Origin of the sequence: Ralstonia sp. 24A2, from assembly GCF_051783885.1 — a bacterium.
Taxonomy (GTDB): domain Bacteria; phylum Pseudomonadota; class Gammaproteobacteria; order Burkholderiales; family Burkholderiaceae; genus Ralstonia.
On record NZ_JBPVZD010000002.1, the window covers coordinates 682,058 to 698,152 of the forward strand.

Annotated in this window: 19 protein-coding genes; 13 read left to right on the forward strand and 6 right to left on the reverse strand. The window is 64.2% G+C overall.

What is annotated here, in order from left to right:
- Window positions 1-2 precede the first annotated feature (2 nt).
- From ACS13N_RS07980 to hslU, 8 genes are all read left to right on the forward strand, one after another.
- On the forward strand, window positions 3-1,259 hold the full coding sequence (locus ACS13N_RS07980; RefSeq protein WP_438931153.1) for a lactonase family protein: 1,257 nt from the start codon (window positions 3-5) through the stop codon (window positions 1,257-1,259).
- Between the two features lie 84 nt (window positions 1,260-1,343).
- A complete protein-coding gene (locus tag ACS13N_RS07985) occupies window positions 1,344-1,847 on the forward strand; it encodes a Fur family transcriptional regulator (protein WP_438931154.1) in 504 nt (167 codons plus the stop codon).
- 17 nt (window positions 1,848-1,864) lie between these two features.
- Window positions 1,865-2,935: a CobW family GTP-binding protein gene (locus ACS13N_RS07990; protein WP_438931155.1), complete on the forward strand. Its 1,071-nt coding sequence runs from the start codon at window positions 1,865-1,867 to the stop codon at window positions 2,933-2,935.
- Between the two features lie 177 nt (window positions 2,936-3,112).
- Window positions 3,113-3,784 carry an RNA polymerase-binding protein DksA gene (dksA, locus tag ACS13N_RS07995; RefSeq protein WP_438931156.1) on the forward strand — a complete coding sequence of 224 codons (672 nt, stop codon included), beginning with the start codon at window positions 3,113-3,115 and terminating at the stop codon, window positions 3,782-3,784.
- Between the two features lie 86 nt (window positions 3,785-3,870).
- Window positions 3,871-5,178: a zinc metallochaperone GTPase ZigA gene (gene zigA, locus ACS13N_RS08000; protein WP_438931157.1), complete on the forward strand. Its 1,308-nt coding sequence runs from the start codon at window positions 3,871-3,873 to the stop codon at window positions 5,176-5,178.
- Window positions 5,179-5,278: 100 nt separating this feature from the next.
- Window positions 5,279-6,868 (forward strand): ABC transporter substrate-binding protein, encoded by a 1,590-nt coding sequence (locus ACS13N_RS08005; RefSeq protein WP_438931158.1) that lies wholly within the window; start codon window positions 5,279-5,281, stop codon window positions 6,866-6,868.
- A 145-nt stretch (window positions 6,869-7,013) separates the two neighbouring features.
- The gene (gene hslV, locus ACS13N_RS08010; protein WP_064806025.1) at window positions 7,014-7,550 is read left to right on the forward strand and encodes an ATP-dependent protease subunit HslV; all 537 of its coding nucleotides are present in this window, start codon (window positions 7,014-7,016) and stop codon (window positions 7,548-7,550) included.
- A gap of 26 nt (window positions 7,551-7,576) precedes the next feature.
- Window positions 7,577-8,908, forward strand: coding sequence for an ATP-dependent protease ATPase subunit HslU (hslU, locus tag ACS13N_RS08015; protein ID WP_438931159.1), 1,332 nt, complete (start codon window positions 7,577-7,579; stop codon window positions 8,906-8,908).
- Between the two features lie 243 nt (window positions 8,909-9,151).
- Here hslU and ACS13N_RS08020 read toward each other — a convergent pair whose 3' ends face one another.
- The 3 genes from ACS13N_RS08020 to ACS13N_RS08030 all read right to left on the reverse strand — a co-directional run bounded on the left by ACS13N_RS08020 (window position 9,152) and on the right by ACS13N_RS08030 (window position 11,439).
- Window positions 9,152-9,298, reverse strand: coding sequence for a hypothetical protein (locus ACS13N_RS08020; protein WP_438931160.1), 147 nt, complete (start codon window positions 9,296-9,298; stop codon window positions 9,152-9,154).
- 173 nt (window positions 9,299-9,471) lie between these two features.
- The gene (locus ACS13N_RS08025; RefSeq protein WP_048934372.1) at window positions 9,472-10,050 is read right to left on the reverse strand and encodes a response regulator transcription factor; all 579 of its coding nucleotides are present in this window, start codon (window positions 10,048-10,050) and stop codon (window positions 9,472-9,474) included.
- 42 nt (window positions 10,051-10,092) lie between these two features.
- Window positions 10,093-11,439: an ATP-binding protein gene (locus tag ACS13N_RS08030; RefSeq protein ID WP_438931161.1), complete on the reverse strand. Its 1,347-nt coding sequence runs from the start codon at window positions 11,437-11,439 to the stop codon at window positions 10,093-10,095.
- Window positions 11,440-11,583: 144 nt separating this feature from the next.
- Between ACS13N_RS08030 and ACS13N_RS08035 the strand changes: the two genes are divergently transcribed.
- Together ACS13N_RS08035 and ACS13N_RS08040 are read left to right on the forward strand one after the other, a co-directional pair.
- Window positions 11,584-12,078, forward strand: coding sequence for a copper chaperone PCu(A)C (locus tag ACS13N_RS08035; RefSeq protein ID WP_438932812.1), 495 nt, complete (start codon window positions 11,584-11,586; stop codon window positions 12,076-12,078).
- Window positions 12,079-12,126: 48 nt separating this feature from the next.
- Window positions 12,127-12,345, forward strand: a complete 219-nt coding sequence (locus ACS13N_RS08040) for a hypothetical protein (protein WP_438931162.1) — start codon at window positions 12,127-12,129, stop codon at window positions 12,343-12,345.
- On the opposite strand, the gene ACS13N_RS08045 is transcribed toward ACS13N_RS08040, so the two are convergent.
- Genes ACS13N_RS08045 through ACS13N_RS08055 form a run of 3 tightly spaced genes read right to left on the reverse strand, consistent with a single transcriptional unit; the run spans window position 12,342 to window position 13,387 of the window.
- Window positions 12,342-12,557, reverse strand: coding sequence for a cysteine-rich CWC family protein (locus ACS13N_RS08045; RefSeq protein ID WP_438931163.1), 216 nt, complete (start codon window positions 12,555-12,557; stop codon window positions 12,342-12,344). The genes ACS13N_RS08040 and ACS13N_RS08045 overlap by 4 nt on opposite strands.
- A complete protein-coding gene (locus ACS13N_RS08050; RefSeq protein ID WP_438931164.1) occupies window positions 12,554-12,766 on the reverse strand; it encodes a zf-HC2 domain-containing protein in 213 nt (70 codons plus the stop codon). The genes ACS13N_RS08045 and ACS13N_RS08050 overlap by 4 nt, the downstream gene beginning before the upstream one ends.
- A gap of 27 nt (window positions 12,767-12,793) precedes the next feature.
- On the reverse strand, window positions 12,794-13,387 hold the full coding sequence (locus ACS13N_RS08055) for a sigma-70 family RNA polymerase sigma factor (protein ID WP_438931165.1): 594 nt from the start codon (window positions 13,385-13,387) through the stop codon (window positions 12,794-12,796).
- Window positions 13,388-13,585: 198 nt separating this feature from the next.
- Here ACS13N_RS08055 and argB point away from each other — a divergent pair, with 198 nt between their 5' ends.
- Genes argB through slmA form a run of 3 tightly spaced genes read left to right on the forward strand, consistent with a single transcriptional unit; the run spans window position 13,586 to window position 16,089 of the window.
- Window positions 13,586-14,515, forward strand: a complete 930-nt coding sequence (gene argB, locus ACS13N_RS08060; RefSeq protein WP_438931166.1) for an acetylglutamate kinase — start codon at window positions 13,586-13,588, stop codon at window positions 14,513-14,515.
- Window positions 14,515-15,390 (forward strand): pyrimidine 5'-nucleotidase, encoded by an 876-nt coding sequence (locus ACS13N_RS08065; protein ID WP_438931167.1) that lies wholly within the window; start codon window positions 14,515-14,517, stop codon window positions 15,388-15,390. The genes argB and ACS13N_RS08065 overlap by 1 nt, the downstream gene beginning before the upstream one ends.
- A 48-nt stretch (window positions 15,391-15,438) precedes the next feature.
- A complete protein-coding gene (gene slmA / locus ACS13N_RS08070; protein WP_438931168.1) occupies window positions 15,439-16,089 on the forward strand; it encodes a nucleoid occlusion factor SlmA in 651 nt (216 codons plus the stop codon).
- The last annotated feature ends 6 nt before the right edge of the window (window positions 16,090-16,095 follow it).

The following is a 16,095-nucleotide window of genomic DNA, read 5'->3' on the forward strand; positions in this document are numbered from 1 at the left end:
CCATGACCAATCGCCCTAACCGCAATTCGCCAAATCGTCGAACCTTCATGCAGTGGACCGGTAGCCTGCCCTTGCTGGGCGCTCTCCCCAAAACCGTGATGGCCCAGGCGGGCGAGCAGCCCGCCGCCTCCGGTACACAACCTGCCGGCGCTGCGCGCTCGCCGCGCTTTGCCTACGTCGGCACCTATACGTTCAACGCGCCGGGCGGTACTGCTGGCGGCCCGCCCGCTCGCGGCATCTACGTGCTCGCCCCGCGTGGCGATGCGTGGACGCAGGTGCAGGTGGTCGAAAGCGCCAATCCGTCGTTCCTGGCGGTGCACCCGAATCAGCGCTTCCTATACGCCATCAACGAGCTCGAGGTCTACGAGGGTCGCCCCAACGGCAGTGCCGAGGCCTACGCCATCGACCCGCACGATGGCAAGCTGACGCTGCTCAACCGGCAGCCGCTGTCGCTGTCGGGCACGAATCCGGCGCACGTGGTGGTGTCGCCGAATGGGCGTTACCTAGCGGTTTCAATCTATAGCGGCGGTGCGTACAACCTCTTGCCGATCGGCGCGGACGGCAAGCTGGGCGACGTATCCGGCATCTTCAAGGACACCGGTGCCGGCCCACGCCCCGAGCAGGAGGCGCCACATGCGCACATGATGCTGTTCGACCCGGCGGGCAAGCACGTGATCGGCACCGACCTGGGCACCGACCGCATCAACGTGTTCGCCATCGAGCGGGGCAAGCTGGCCCCGCGTGACCGGGCGCAACTCCAGCCCGGCAGCGGGCCACGCCATCTGGCGCTGCATCCGCAGGGCAAGCTGCTCTATGTCATTAATGAACTCGACGGCACCGTGGCGTGCCACGGTTATGACGCGGACACCGGTCGCGTGCTGGAAGAGCGCCAGCGCATCTCCGCCACCCCCGCCGACTACACCGGCCAGAAGAGCGGTGCGGAGTTGCTGATGCACCCGTCCGGGCGCTTCTTGTACGCCAGTAATCGCAAGCTGAAGTCGGATCACCCGCTGGCCGACAGCGTGGCCGCCTTCAGCATCGACGCCTCGGGCAAGCTCACCGCCATCCAATACTGGGGCGAGGGTTTGCGTTTCCCGCGTGCAATGACGATGGCTGCCGACGGCAACCATCTCTACGCGCTCAGCCAGAAGGGCGACACGATCCTGCGGCTGCGCATTGACCCGCAGACCGGCAAGCTGGATCAGCCCGTGGTGGTGGCCAAGGTGCCGACGCCGGTGTGCCTGGTGTTTGCCACCTAACGCGTTGAAAAACCCTGGGCGGTGCAAGGCCGCCCAGTTGCAACTCAATTGCAGCACCCCTCCGGCCGTGGGACAATCCCGCGCATGCGCACCCAGGCCTCGCGAGACGATCTCGCCACTCAGCAACCCGATTCGCCCGATGCGGCCGCACGCACCCGCCTGCGCAGCCTGGGCAGCCGTGTGACCGAGCCGCGCGTGCGCGTACTGGCCGCACTGATGCAGGGGGCTGAGCCGCTTTCGCACCAAGCCGTGTGCGACGCGTTGCCGGACGACTCAGGCATCGACCGCGTCACGGTCTACCGTGTGCTCGATTGGCTGGCGGCCGGTGGCATCGTCCACAAGACGGCCGGCGCGGACCGCGTCTTCCGCTTCAGCCTGGCCGAGCACGATGCCGCGCGCGAAGCGGCGCATCGCTCACACAGTCACTTTCACTGCACGCAATGCGGGCGGGATTTCTGCCTGGAGACGGCCCCAGCGCCTGTCATGCCCGCCATGCTGGATGCCGCCCTGCCCGCGGGCTTCGCGGCCGACCACGCTGAACTCACCATCAAGGGCTGCTGCGCCGATTGCGCCGCTGGCTCCAGGTAACAACTAGGAAACGCCTCATGTCCAAAATGATCCCGGTCACCATCCTGACGGGCTTTCTCGGCAGCGGTAAGACCACGCTGCTCAAGCGCATCCTGACCGAACAGCACGGCATGAAGATCGCCGTGATCGAAAACGAGTTCGGCGAAGAGAACATCGACAACGACATCCTCGTGCAGGACGGCAGCGAGCAGATCGTGCAGATGAGCAACGGCTGCATCTGCTGCACCATCCGCGGCGACCTCGTGGCCGGCCTGTCCGACCTGCTCACGCGCCGCGACAACGGCCAGATCCAGTTCGATCGCGTGGTCATCGAGACCACCGGCGTGGCCAACCCGGGCCCCGTCGCGCAGACCTTCTTCATGGACGACGAGATCGCCAGCCGCTACCTGCTGGACGCCGTCATCACGCTGGTCGACGCCAAGCACGGCAACATGCAGCTCGACAAGCAGGAAGAGGCGCAGCGCCAGGTGGGTTTTGCCGACGCCATCTTCATCACCAAGAGCGATCTGGTCTCGGCCGACGATGTGAACGCCCTGCGCCACCGCCTGCTGCACATGAACCCGCGCGCGCCGATCCGCGCCGCCAACTTTGGCGAAACGCCGATCGACACCATCTTCGACCTGCGCGGCTTCAACCTGAACGCCAAGCTGGAGATCGACCCCGACTTCCTGCGCGAAGACGATCATGATCACAACCACGATCATGACCACGCCTGCTCGGCCGACTGTGATCACGATCACGACCACGACCATGGTCACGGCCATCACCACCATCATGGTCACGCGCACCATACCGACCGCATCGCCTCGTTCGTCTTCCGCAGCGACCGCCCGTTCAACTACACCAAGCTGGAGGAATTCCTCTCCGGCGTGCTGAACATCTATGGCGAAAAGCTGCTGCGCTACAAGGGCGTGCTCTATATGGAAGGCGTCGACCGCAAGGTCGTGTTCCAGGGCGTGCACCAGCTCATGGGCAGCGACGTGGGCGGCAAGTGGGATGGCGAAAAACCCAGCAACCGCATGGTTTTCATCGGGGTGGATCTGCCGCGCGAAACAATTTTGAAAGGATTGGAGAACTGCCTGGCCTGAGTGCGCCCATATCCGGTAGTATTCCGCCCGTTTTTATCGATCCAGTGAGCGGATTCGGTATTTTCGGGCCGATTTTCCTGTCCGTGTTTATCCGATAGTTCGGGTAAGATCGTTCAGCTACAATAGGTCGATTTCGAGGCACGTCGTCCGAAGCACGTCCGATAGGAGGAGCAGGCGATGGTGACAAAGAACAAGGACGGACGCGGCGCCAACGGCGGCGCCTTGCGGTCCAATACGGAGTCGGCTGCAGCCCAGGCTGCGCCAGCCACCCGAAAAAAAGCGGCAGGGGGTGCCGCTGCGGGCAAGGCAACAGGAGGCGCGCGGGGCGGCAAGTCCGCCGCCAGCCAGAACGAGTCCGGCGCATCCCCGCGCGAGGACGACGCGACAGCCGACACGGCGCGCGATTTACCAGGATCATCCGCAGCAACCATGAGCAGCAAGAAACTACTCACCGAAGCCGAAATCCTGAAGATGGGCGAAAAGGATTACATGAACGAGGCGCAACTCGCCTTCTTCAAGGACCGGCTTGTAAAAATGCGCGACGAAATTCTCGCGAATGCCAACCAGACCACTGAGCACCTGCGCGAGACGGTGATCGTGCCGGACCCGGCTGACCGTGCCACCATTGAGGAAGAGCACGCGCTGGAGCTGCGTACGCGAGATCGCGAGCGCAAGCTGCTCAAGAAGGTTGAGCAGTCGATCGCCCGCATCGATGCCAACGACTACGGCTACTGCGACGAAACCGGCGAGCCGATCGGCGTGCCGCGCCTGATCGCCCGCCCGACAGCCACCTTGACGCTGGAGGCGCAAGAGCGCCGCGAAAAGCGCCAGAAGTTGATGGGTGATTGACGCGCGCGTCGCATTCGTCTGAATCCGCAGCCCGGTCATCCACCGGGCTGTTTGCTTTGTTAGGCCACCAACTAAGGCCACCGACCATGTCCCGTCCGCTTCCCGTTACCGTGTTGTCCGGCTTCCTGGGCGCCGGCAAGACCACGCTGCTCAACCACGTGCTCGCTAACCGCGAGGGCAAACGCGTGGCCGTGATCGTCAACGACCTGTCGGACGTCAACATCGACGCGCAGCTCGTCGGCGACGGCACCGCCACCAGCGCCCAGCTCTCGCGCACTGACGAGCGCATGGTCGAACTGTCCAACGGCTGCATTTGCTGCACGCTGCGCGAAGACCTGCTGGATGAGATCGCGCGGCTGGCTCGCGAAGACCGCTTCGACTACCTGCTGATCGAATCGACCGGCGTGGCCGAGCCGCTGCCGATTGCCGAGACCTTCACGTTTGAAGACGCCGAGGGCGACGTGCTGTCCGACCTCGCACGCCTGGACACCATGGTCACGGTGGTCGATGCCCAGCACTTCCTGGCCGACTACGATGCGGCGGATTTCCTCTCCGACCGTGGCCAGGCACGCGATGAAGACGACGACCGTACCGTAGTCGACCTGCTGATCGAACAGGTCGAGTTCTGCGATGTGATCGTGCTCAACAAGATCGACCTCGTGAGCGAAGCTGAGCGTGCGCGTCTGGCGGGCATTCTGCATTCGCTGAACCCGCGTGCGCGCATCGTGCCGGCATCGTTTGGCAAGGTGCCGCTGGACGAGATTCTCAACACGCACCGCTTCGATTTCGATGCTGCATCCGCCGCCCCCGCATGGCTGGCAGAGCTGCGCGGTGAGCACGTGCCCGAGACGGATGCGCTCGGCATCCGCAGCTTCGTCTATCGCCGTCGCGTGCCGTTCCACCCGCAGCGCCTGTGGGACCTGATGCACACCGAATGGCTGCGCGAACACGGCCGCGTGCTGCGCTCGAAGGGCTATTTCTGGTTGGCGTCGCGCATGGACACGGCCGGCAGCTGGGGCCAGGCCGGCGGCGTGATGCGCCACGGCGGTGCCGGCGCATGGTGGGCCGCGGTGGATGAGGCTGAGTGGCCCGATGAGGAAGAAGCCCGTGCCGACATCATCGACAAGCTGCACGACAACGGTGCGCCCGCGCCGTGGGGCGACCGCCGTCAGGAACTCGTCTTCATCGGCACCGATCTGGACGAAGCCGCGCTCATCGCGCAGCTCGATACGTGCCTGTTGAGCGCCACAGAAATGGCCGCTGGTTCCGAAGCCTGGGCCGCGCTGTCCGATCCCTTCCCCGCCTGGGCCTTCGACGATCACGACGTGTTTGACGATGACGAAGGCCACGATCACCAGCATGGTGACGACTGCGATTGCGGGCACCATCACTGAGCACGCAGACCCCCTGCTACATCGACATTGACACCGGTGTCATCCGGTCCTGACAATCCCCGAACGTTTTGTTTTCATAACGAACCATCGGGGAGTCGTCATGCCGGTTCTGCGTCTGTTGCGCGCCGCGAGTTTGGTCGCTGCACTGTCTCTCGTTACCGCCGCACCGCTTGCCGCGCAGGCTGCGCCACCCACCACGCTGGTGGTCGGTCTGTCCGGCGACATCACCTCACTCGATCCGCACTTCCACAACGTCACGCCCAACGATAACGTCGCCGAACACATGTTCGAGACGTTGATCGCCAAGGACGAGAAGATGCGCATGAAGCCCGGCCTGGCCACTTCGTGGAAGGCCGTGAGCGACACGGTGTGGGAGGTCAAGCTGCGCCCCGGTGTGCATTTCCATGACGGCAGCGAATTCACCTCGGCTGACGTCCTCTACTCGCTGGCGCGTCCGGCCACCATCAAGAACAGCCCGTCGCCGTTCACGATCTACACGCGCGGCTTCAAGGAGGTGACGGCGGTCGATAAGCTGACCGTGCGCATCACCACCAACGGGCCGTATCCGCTGGTGCCGAACGATCTGTCGACCATCTACATCGTGTCGAAGAAGGCGGCCGAGAAGGCAGGGCCGGAAGATTTCAACAACGGCCGCGCGCTGATCGGTACGGGGCCGTACAAGTTTGTCTCGTTCGCCAAGGGCGATCGCCTGGAGCTGACGCGCTTTGACGGCTACTGGGGCAAGAAACCGCAATGGGAGCGCGTGACGCTGCGGATCATGACGGCCGATCCGTCACGCGTGGCGGCGCTGCTGGCCGGCGACGTGCAGGTCATCGAGAACGTGCCGACGTCGGACATCAAGAAGCTATCGAGCGATCCGGCGGTATCGGTGTTCAAGATGCCGGTGTTCCGCATGATGTATCTGCACCTGGATTCGAACCGCGATGTGTCGCCGTTCGTGACCGATAGGGCCGGCAAGCCGCTGGCGAAGAACCCGCTCAAGGACCCGCGCGTGCGTCAGGCGATTTCGCTGGCGATCTCGCGCCAGGCCATCGTCGACCGTGTGATGGAAGGCGCAGCCGAGCCGACCGGGCAACTTGTCAACAGCGCCCTGTTCGGCCATGTGCCGGGCCTGAAGGCGCCGGTGGCAGACCCGGCCGCCGCGAAGAAACTGCTTGCCCAGGCGGGCTATCCCGATGGCTTTGCTATCACGCTGCACGCCACCAACAACCGCTACGTGAACGACGACCGTGTCGCCCAGGTGATCGCTTCGATGCTGTCGCGCGTGGGCATTGCGACCAAGGTGGAGGCGATGCCGTCGGCGACGTTCTTTACGCGCGCCAACAAGCTGGACTTTTCGTTCCTGCAGGCAGGTTGGGGCGCCGATACGGGCGAAGCCAGTTCCAGCCTGAAGGCACTGCTGGCGACCTATGACCCGGCGCGTGGCTGGGGCGCCTCCAACCGCGGACGCTATTCCAATCCAGCGCTGGACGCCAAGCTTGCCGAAGCGCTGCAGACCATCGACGACCCCAAGCGCGAGAAGCTGCTGCAGGAGGCTACGGAAATCGGCATGCGCGACAACGGGGTGATTCCGCTGTACTTCAACATCAACGTGTGGGCCGCGCGCAAGGGCTACACCGTGGTGCCGCGTCTGGATGAGCGCACCTACGCGTTCGACGTCACGCACTGACGATCCGAGAAGCGATGCGGCGCGCACAAAAATTGTGCGCAGCTGCGCAAATCAGGCTTGAAATCCTGGGGGCTGGCGTCAAGTATGGAACTCTTTGACCGGCCCGCAGTGGGCCGGCTCAGGCCGGACCCCAAGGAACAAGCGCATGGAACAGTATCACGGCACCACCATCGTCAGCGTGCGGCGCGGCAACCAAGTCGCGCTCGGCGGCGACGGCCAGGTCACGCTGGGCAACATCGTGATGAAGGGCACGGCTCGCAAGGTGCGCGCCATCTATGATGGCAAGGTGCTGGTCGGTTTTGCCGGCGCCACCGCCGATGCGTTCTCGCTGCTCGACCGCTTCGAGGCCAAGCTGCAGAAGCACCAGGGCAACCTACTGCGCTCCGCTGTCGATCTCGCCAAGGACTGGCGTACCGACCGCGCGCTGCGCCATCTGGAAGCCATGTTGATCGTCGCAGATCGCGAAACGACCCTGATCATCACTGGTAACGGCGACGTGCTGGACCCGGAAGGTGGTATCGCTGCGATTGGCTCGGGCGGTTCGTACGCGCAATCGGCGGCCAAGGCGCTGGTGGAGAACACCGACCTCAGCCCCCGCGACGTGGTGGAAAAATCGCTCAAGATCGCCGGCGAACTCTGCATCTACACCAACACCAATTTCGTGATCGAGACACTCGAGTAAGCGGTCTCGCTCTGCACAGGATTCCCATGTCTGAAACCATGACGCCGTCGGAAATCGTCTCCGAACTCGACAAGCACATCATCGGCCAGCAGAAGGCCAAGAAGGCCGTGGCCGTGGCGCTGCGCAACCGCTGGCGCCGTCAGCAGGTGGGTGACCCGCTGCGCCAGGAAATCACGCCCAAGAACATTCTGATGATCGGGCCGACCGGCGTGGGCAAGACCGAGATCGCCCGCCGCCTGGCCAAGCTGGCGGATGCGCCCTTCATCAAGATCGAAGCGACCAAGTTCACTGAAGTCGGTTACGTCGGCCGCGACGTCGACACCATCGTGCGCGATCTGGCCGAGATGGCTGTCAAGCAGACGCGCGAATCCGAGATGAAGAAGGTGCGCGCCAAGGCGGAAGACGCGGCCGAGGATCGCATCCTCGACGTGCTGATTCCGCCGCCGCGCGACATCGGTTTCTCGCAGCCGGAAGAGAAGGATTCCAACGCGCGCCAGGCGTTTCGCAAGAAGCTGCGCGAGGGCCAGCTCGACGACAAGGAGATCGAGCTCGAAGTGTCGGCCGGTACCCCCAGCATGGACATCATGGGCCCGCCCGGCATGGAAGACATGACCGAGCAGATCCGCTCGATGTTCGCGGGCCTGGGCCAGGGCAAAAAGAACCGCCGCAAGATGAAGGTGGCCGAGGCGTTCAAGCTGCTGATCGACGAAGAGGCCGCCAAGCTGCTGAACGAAGATGAGCTCAAGCAGAAGGCGGTGGCCAACGTCGAGCAGAACGGCATCGTGTTCCTGGACGAGATCGACAAGATCGCCAGCCGCAGCGAGTACGGCGGCGGCGAGGTGTCGCGTCAGGGCGTGCAGCGCGATCTGCTGCCGCTGGTGGAAGGCACGACCGTCAACACGAAGTACGGGATGATCAAGACGGACCACATCCTGTTCATCGCGTCGGGCGCGTTCCATCTGTCCAAGCCGAGTGATCTGATTCCGGAGCTGCAGGGGCGCTTCCCGATTCGCGTGGAACTGGATTCGCTGTCGGTGGATGACTTCCGCGCGATTCTCACGCAGACGGATGCGAGCCTGACCAAGCAGTATCAGGCGCTGATGAAGACCGAAGGCGTGGACCTCGTGTTCGCGGACGACGGCATTCGCCGCCTGGCCGAGATCGCCTGCGCGGTGAACGAGAAGGTCGAGAACATCGGTGCGCGCCGCCTGTACACGGTGATGGAGCGCCTGCTGGAAGATCTGTCGTTCCACGCGCACAAGTCCTCGGGCGAAACGGTGACCATCGATGCTGCGTATGTCGATGAGCGCTTGAGCGAGCTGTCGGGCAACGAAGATCTGTCGCGCTACGTGCTGTAAAGCGTAGTCGAGCGAGAAAAGAAAAACGGGCCGCATCGGCAAACGATGCGGCCCGTTTTCCATTGCGACATTGACGCGCTCTCGTGGGGGGGCTTGTCAGATTTTTCCGATAGTGAGCGATGCCTATAGGCCGGGCAGCAATGCTTTATCGCTTTTTGTGCCTCACGATTGATTGGTGTGAAGCATCGAAAAACAATCGAGATGCACAGTTTGTGCAATCGAGGGCGGAGTTTGAAAGGGCGATCAGCCCTTCTTTAAAGCGCCGTCCATTTCTTTCATGATAGTTGACGGAGTATTTTCATGAAAAAAGTCTTCACCGGTCTCATGCTGGCTACGCTCATGCTCGGCGCGCAGGTTGCGCACGCAGGCTGCTACGGCAGCTACTGCCAAGCGTGGTGCTGCAGGTAATAGCGCAGCATCTGCAAGCGCACTGATTGAATTTGGTGCGGATGCTTGAAAACGCCCCTGTTTCCATCTTTACACCCTCGGCCATTGGCGTTGGGGCGATGGAAGCAGGGGCGTCAGTCTTTCCGAAACGATTGCGATATCGCTTGCCAGCGTTCTTACTTGGCAACAGGTCGCTTGCCCAGCTTGCGCTGCAGCGTGCGCCGATGCATGTTCAGCGCCCGCGCAGTGGCGGAGATATTGCCGCCGTGCTCGGCCAGCACACGCTGGATGTGCTCCCACTCCAGCCGCGCGACCGACAGCGGCGCGGGGTTCTCCATGGTCTGCTCGGCCACGGCTTCCGATACGCCCACCTGCAGCGCCAGCAGGATCGAATCGACGTTCGCCGGCTTGGCGAGGTACTCGTCCGCACCGAGCTTCACGGCCTGCACAGCGGTGGCGATGCTCGCGTAGCCGGTCAGGATCAGCATGCGCGCGTCGGGCAGTGCCTGGCGCAGCGGGGCGATCCAGTGCAGGCCCGAATCCGTGCCGCCGTGGGGCATCAGGCCCTTGTCGCTGGTAGCCAGGTGCAAGTCAACGGTCACGTACGCAAAGCGCGTCTGGCGTGCCAGCGACAGCGCCTCGCCGCCGGTATGTGCGATCTGCGGAGCGAAGCCGCGGCGCGTGAGGGCGCGCGCCAGGGTCTGCGCAAAGACGTCGTCGTCGTCGAGGATCAGGAAGGGGGCGGGTTGTTGCATGTGGATCTCCGGGCCGCGAGGGCCACGCTTGAGCGGTCGCTCTTATGTGAACAGGGTGGGCGCGCCGATGATGGGTGCGGCGGATTCTTCCTTCGGACCGCCAACCGGCAGCCGGAGTTCGGCAATCGCACCCTGCGGCGGGTTGGGGCGCAGCACCACGGTGCCGCCCAGGCGACGGGCCGTAGTCGCGGCCAGATAGACACCGATGCCGTGACCGCCGTGCTTGCTGCGCACCGGCGTACGGCCCAGCGATGTGCGCAGGTCTTCGGGCAAACCAAGGCCCGTATCGACGATGGACAGCACGATCTGCGGCGGGGCATCGCGCAGCACATCGGGGGTGGCATCGATCTTGACGGTGAGCAGCAGCGGCACCTGGTCTCGCTTGGCTTGTTGCTGGCTGCGCGCGGCGTTGTCGAGCAGGATGGTGAGAATCTGGCCGACGTACACGGGGTCCAACTCCACCGCTTGCGCTGCCGGTGAGCTTTCCGTGTGCAGGCGGATATCCGGGTGGCGCAATTGCCAGGTCTGGGTGAACTCCGGCAGCCATTGGCCGAGCGGCTCGGGCGCGCCATCGTTGGGCTTGCGCTGCAACCGGGCGAGCGCGGCGCGGCACAGCTCAAGCTGCTGCTCGATGGCGCGCAGGTCCTCGCGGTACGGCGCGAGCGGTGAATCGGGCTGCTTTGCATCGTGCTGCAGCTCCCCCGTGATGACGGCCACGGTGGACAGTGGCGTACCCATCTCGTGCGCCACGCTGGCGCCTTGCGACATGAGCGCTTCGACGCGCTGATCGCGCAGCAGGCGTTCGCGCGCCTCGGTGAGTTGTGCGTCGCTCTCGCGCAGTGCGGCCGACAGGCGCGCCGTGAAGCCGGCAATCATCGCGCTGCTGGCCACGAAGTCGATCCACATGCCGGCCAGGTGATACGGCACCGCGTCGGCTTGGTTCAGCAGATTCAGCGGGATGTAGTTGCCGAGCATCATGCTGTAGGCCGCCAGCGCATATAGCGTCAGGCCGACCACGTGGGCGATCGGCAGCAGGGCTGCGGCAATCGCCAGCGCAGGCAGGTAGAACGAGACAAACGGGTTGGTCGCGCCGCCGGTGAAGTACAGCAACGCGGAGAGCGCTGTGAGGTCCACCAGCAGTTGGACGGTGATCTCGATATGGCGCACCGGCCGCTCGCTGCGCATGCGCAGGCCAGTGGCCAGGTTGAACAGCGCGTGCAGGCCCATCACCATGAGCAGCGGCACCACCGGCAACTGCACGCCGAAAACCTGCGGCGCCAGCAGCATCAGGATCAACTGGGTGGCGAGCAGGCTCCATCGCAGCCAGAACAGGCGGCGTAGACTGGACGTATCCAGCAGCGGCGCGGCAAGAGACAGGGTGGAAAGCATGGTGGAGAAGTGTAAACGTGCGCACCCCGCGGTTCTCTGTGCGGCGATGCGTCAATCGGCCGCACAATTGTGCACCCAAGTTATCTCCCCGCAGGTGCTGTGCTTTAATGCGCAGCACGTTTGTCCCGACAGGAGCCTTTCATGATGACGTCCCGATCGATCCGTACTTCCGCCCGTCTGGCCGCGATGGCCGCAGGCCTGCTGGTCAGCGCCGCCGCCTTTGCACAGGTCACGGTGCAGGACGCCTGGGTGCGCGGCACGGTGCCGGGCCAGACCTCCAGTGGCGCGTTCATGACGCTGCAATCTGCTGATGGCGCCAAGGTGGTGGGCGTGTCCACCCCGGTGGCGGGCACGGCCGAGATTCACGAAATGAAGATGGACGGCGACGTGATGCGCATGCGCGCCCTGCCGTCGCTGGACCTGCCCAAGGGCCAAGCCGTGCAGTTGAAGCCGGGCGGCTACCACGTGATGCTGATGGACGTGAAGCAGCCGCTGGTCAAGGACGCCATCGTGCCCATCACGCTCAAGGTGGAGCTGGCCGACAAGCGCGTCGTTGAGCAAAAGGTCGAGGCCAAGGTGCGCGACTTCACCGCCGGCAACATGCCCGCCATGAACCACGGCGGCGAACACAAACATTGATGGCTTGCGGCGGGTGTTGCTGCGGGCCGACCGAGACAGAGATCCGGTATGGCTAACAAGACGCTGAGCACTCGCCAGAAATTCACCTTCCGTATCGAGCCTTCCACCAAGGCTGGCACCGCGCGCCCGCGCAACTTCCTGGTGCCACTCGCCCGTGGCCGCAAGGCCGGCGCCCACGTTGAGGGCAGTCACGCTGAACGTCAGCGCGGCCGGGCCGACGTCCGCCGCGCACTGCGCACGCTGGGCGACGACAACAAAGACAGCTAGTTCGATTCCGACGCGGCGTGCGCCTGCGTAATCGCCTGGCGCAGGCAGTGCTGGCAGCGGCAACCCTGTCCCGGGCGCCGCGCGCTGGCTGGCAGCTTCTCTTCCGTCATGCACCAGCAGGTTGCGTCAGGCTGTGTGCCGTTGCCGATCACCCCGCAGCGCAGTGCCGCCCCGCAGATGGCGCACACAGTGTTGGCGGCCAACGGGTTCACGAGCGACCGCTCCCCTCGTCGTCTTGCCCGAGCTTGTGCATGGCCTGACGCAGAAAGCCCATCTGGTGCGAGAACCGCGTGCATGCATCACACGCAAACAGATGCACGCGCAGGCGCAGGCGCTCCCCTGTAGACAGGTCACGGTCCATCTTCGACACCAGTACGCGGTGCGCTTCCTTGCAGGTGAGCATTCCCCAACGGTTCGGCATAGTGTTCCTGTTCCTCTTCTGCGCGGTTTATGCGGCTGCAGGCTGGTTACCGAACCAGTGCAGATCCAGGCACTCGCGCAGGCGCATGCGGGCGCGATAGAGCAGCGCCCAGGCATTGGTCGCGGTGATCTCCAGTTCCTGACAGATTTCGTCGGTCTCCAGCTCCAGCCACTCGCGCATCATGAACACGCGCCCCACGCGTGGCGGCAGGCGGTCGACACACATCTGCAGGATGTCGAAGAACTCGCGCCGCGACAGCGCAGCATCCGGGTTGCCCCAGTCGGTGGGCGGGCTCACGTAATGGCCGTCGGCGGCAAACAGGCTGTCGAAGACGGCTTCGTCGGAGCGCTGCTCGGCGTCATCCGACCCGCCACCGGCGAGCAGCGAGACGCGCACTTCGCGCCGGCCCGAGCGGATCTCGTCGATGATCTTGTGCTTGAGGATGCCGATCACGTACGTCTTGAGTGACGCGTTGCCGGCAAAGCGCTCGGGGTGTTCTAGCACGGCCAGGATGGTGTCGGCGACCACGTCTTCGGCCAGCGCGGTATCGCGCAACTGCAGTTGCGCAAAGCGCAGCAGGTGCGGGCGCAGGGCATTGAGTTGATCGGGGGCGATGGCCATGTCGGGTGAATGGTGTTTTGTGTCTGCAACGGTATGGCCGGTACGCAAGGTGCGCCATCAGACTGCGCCGGCTTTTCTTGTAAAATCCCGCCTGCCGAAAATGGGCTGCAACGCTTTTGTGTAGCACGCGACATTCGGCGCTCCATCATACCCGCCCAATTCGTCTAATCCGTCCGCTCAATCCCGGATGTCTCCGACATGAACGCTTCTGTTGCTGCCCCCGACCCTGCTGGCCTCGACCCCGAACTCGCGCACATTGCGCCGGCGCTGAAGGCTGAAATTCTCGCGCAGGCTCTGCCTTACATTCGCAAGTTCCACGGCAAGACCATCGTCATCAAGTACGGCGGCAACGCCATGACGGAAGAGAAGCTCAAGCACGGTTTCGCGCGCGACGTGATCCTGCTCAAGCTGGTCGGCATGAACCCGGTGGTGGTGCACGGCGGCGGTCCGCAGATCGACGAAGCGCTGAAGAAGGTTGGCAAGCAAGGCACCTTCATCCAGGGCATGCGCGTGACGGATGAGGAGACCATGGAAGTGGTCGAATGGGTGCTCGGCGGCGAAGTCCAGCAGGACATCGTCATGCTGATCAACCAGTACGGTGGCCAGGCGGTCGGCCTGACCGGCAAGGACGGCGGCCTGATCCGCGCCAAGAAGTTGAAGATGCCGGATCGCGAGAACCCCGGGCAGTTCATCGACATCGGCTACGTGGGCGACATCGAGACGATCAACCCGGCCGTGGTGAAGGCGCTGCAGGATGACGCGTTCATCCCGGTCATCTCGCCCATCGGCTTCTCTGACGAGGGCCAGGCCTACAACATCAACGCGGATGTGGTGGCCGGCAAGATGGCCGAGATCCTGAAGGCCGAGAAGCTGGTCATGATGACCAACATCCCCGGCGTGATGGACAAGCAGGGCAACCTGCTGACCGACCTGTCGGCGCGCGAGATCGACGAGCTGTTTGCCGACGGCACGATCTCGGGCGGCATGCTGCCGAAGATCTCGTCGGCGCTGGATGCAGCCAAGAGCGGCGTGAACTCGGTGCACATCGTTGATGGCCGCATCGAGCACTCGCTGTTGCTGGAAATCCTGACCGAACAGGCGTTCGGCACGATGATCCGCTCGCATTGATGCATATCACCCGAGGGGCCCGGGCGCGCCGAACCAGACTGTCGACGCGCGCTTGGCCCCGCGAGGTGGTGGCGCCCAAGCCACCCAAGCAACAGCCGGTATGGCTGTTCGACCTCGACAACACCCTCCACCACGCCTCGCACGCGATCTTTCCGCAGATCAACCGGCTGATGACGGCCTACGTGGCGCGCGTGCTCGGCACGGACGACGCCACCGCTAGCCAGGTGCGCATGGACTATTGGCGCCGCTACGGTGCCACCATTCTCGGCATGGTCCGCCACCATGGCGTCGACCCCGATGACTTCCTTGCCCAGGCGCATCACTTTGACGATCTGCGCGCCATGGTGCGTGCCGAGCGCGGCCTAGCCCAACTGTTGCGCGCACTGCCCGGGCGCAAGATCCTGCTGACCAACGCCCCCGTCGCCTATGCGCGTGAGGTGGTGCGCCTGATCGGCCTGAAGCGCGCGTTTGCCCGTGAGATTGCCGTCGAGCACATGTGGGTGCACCGGCGCCTGCGCCCGAAACCCGATCCGCTGATGCTGCGCCGGCTGCTGGCGCGCGAACGCATTGCGCCGTCGCGTGCGATCCTGGTGGAGGACACGCTTTCGCACCTCAAGCGATATCGCCGGCTTGGCATTGGCACCGTGTGGGTGACGGGCTACCTGCGCCGGGTGGCGCCCGGTGCGGCATCGTTGTCTTCACAATCGGCTGCCGAGGCTTTGCATCCAATGCAAGTGGCGGCGATGGGCGCGCGTGCAAATTCGCCACATCAGCCGGCCGCCGCACCGATTTTGTTCGCCAACCGGCCCGGCTATGTCAGCGTGAAAGTAAAATCGGTGCTTCAACTAAAACGAAGGCTTGTTCGACGCGGCTAGGCGGTTACTTAGCTTCCGTGTGCAGAACGGGAGAGGGGCCAGGAAGTCATGAGCAACGCGCAAACGGGGTTTCCGACGGCCGAGCTGGCTACGGAAGCGCCTATTGAAGCCACACCCGTACGCAAGCGCCCCCGCCCGGGCGAGCGCCGCGTGCAGATCCTGCAGACGCTGGCAGGCATGCTCGAACAACCGCGTGGCGAGAAGATCACCACGGCGGGCCTGGCTGCCAAACTGGACGTCTCCGAAGCGGCGTTGTACAGACATTTCGCCAGCAAGGCGCAGATGTACGAAGGTCTGATCGAATTCATCGAACAGACCGTCTTTGGCCTTATCAACCAGATCACCCTGCGCGAAGAGCACGGCCTGCGCCAGGCGCATGCCATTGCGCACATGCTGCTGTCCTTCGCCGACAAGAACCCGGGCATGACGCGCGTGCTGGTGGGCGAGGCGCTGGTCGGTGAGGATGAGCGTCTGCCCGAGCGCATGGCGCAGTGTCTGGACCGCATCGAAGCCTCGTTCAAGCAGAGCCTGCGCGTGGCCGTCACCCAGGGTGCATGGCCGGCCGATACCGATATCGCGTCGCGTGCCAACCTGATCGTCTGCGTGGTGGTGGGGCGTTGGCACCGGTACGCCAAGAGCGGCTTCCGCAAGTCGCCGATGGAGGGTGTTGAGGCGCAGTTGCGCGTGCTGTTGGCCTGACCGGAT

Excerpts from the sequence above, each read along its gene's own strand:
- ACS13N_RS07980 (WP_438931153.1), top strand. The coding sequence starts at position 3 with ATGACCAATCGCCCTAACCGCAATTCGCCAAATCGTCGAACCTTCATG.
- ACS13N_RS07985 (WP_438931154.1), top strand. The coding sequence starts at position 1,344 with ATGCGCACCCAGGCCTCGCGAGACGATCTCGCCACTCAGCAACCCGAT.
- ACS13N_RS07990 (WP_438931155.1), top strand. The coding sequence starts at position 1,865 with ATGTCCAAAATGATCCCGGTCACCATCCTGACGGGCTTTCTCGGCAGC.
- dksA (WP_438931156.1), top strand. The coding sequence starts at position 3,113 with ATGGTGACAAAGAACAAGGACGGACGCGGCGCCAACGGCGGCGCCTTG.
- zigA (WP_438931157.1), top strand. The coding sequence starts at position 3,871 with ATGTCCCGTCCGCTTCCCGTTACCGTGTTGTCCGGCTTCCTGGGCGCC.
- ACS13N_RS08005 (WP_438931158.1), top strand. The coding sequence starts at position 5,279 with ATGCCGGTTCTGCGTCTGTTGCGCGCCGCGAGTTTGGTCGCTGCACTG.
- hslV (WP_064806025.1), top strand. The coding sequence starts at position 7,014 with ATGGAACAGTATCACGGCACCACCATCGTCAGCGTGCGGCGCGGCAAC.
- hslU (WP_438931159.1), top strand. The coding sequence starts at position 7,577 with ATGTCTGAAACCATGACGCCGTCGGAAATCGTCTCCGAACTCGACAAG.
- ACS13N_RS08025 (WP_048934372.1), bottom strand. The coding sequence starts at position 10,050 with ATGCAACAACCCGCCCCCTTCCTGATCCTCGACGACGACGACGTCTTT.
- ACS13N_RS08030 (WP_438931161.1), bottom strand. The coding sequence starts at position 11,439 with ATGCTTTCCACCCTGTCTCTTGCCGCGCCGCTGCTGGATACGTCCAGT.
- ACS13N_RS08035 (WP_438932812.1), top strand. The coding sequence starts at position 11,584 with ATGACGTCCCGATCGATCCGTACTTCCGCCCGTCTGGCCGCGATGGCC.
- ACS13N_RS08040 (WP_438931162.1), top strand. The coding sequence starts at position 12,127 with ATGGCTAACAAGACGCTGAGCACTCGCCAGAAATTCACCTTCCGTATC.
- ACS13N_RS08050 (WP_438931164.1), bottom strand. The coding sequence starts at position 12,766 with ATGCCGAACCGTTGGGGAATGCTCACCTGCAAGGAAGCGCACCGCGTA.
- ACS13N_RS08055 (WP_438931165.1), bottom strand. The coding sequence starts at position 13,387 with ATGGCCATCGCCCCCGATCAACTCAATGCCCTGCGCCCGCACCTGCTG.
- argB (WP_438931166.1), top strand. The coding sequence starts at position 13,586 with ATGAACGCTTCTGTTGCTGCCCCCGACCCTGCTGGCCTCGACCCCGAA.
- ACS13N_RS08065 (WP_438931167.1), top strand. The coding sequence starts at position 14,515 with ATGCATATCACCCGAGGGGCCCGGGCGCGCCGAACCAGACTGTCGACG.
- slmA (WP_438931168.1), top strand. The coding sequence starts at position 15,439 with ATGAGCAACGCGCAAACGGGGTTTCCGACGGCCGAGCTGGCTACGGAA.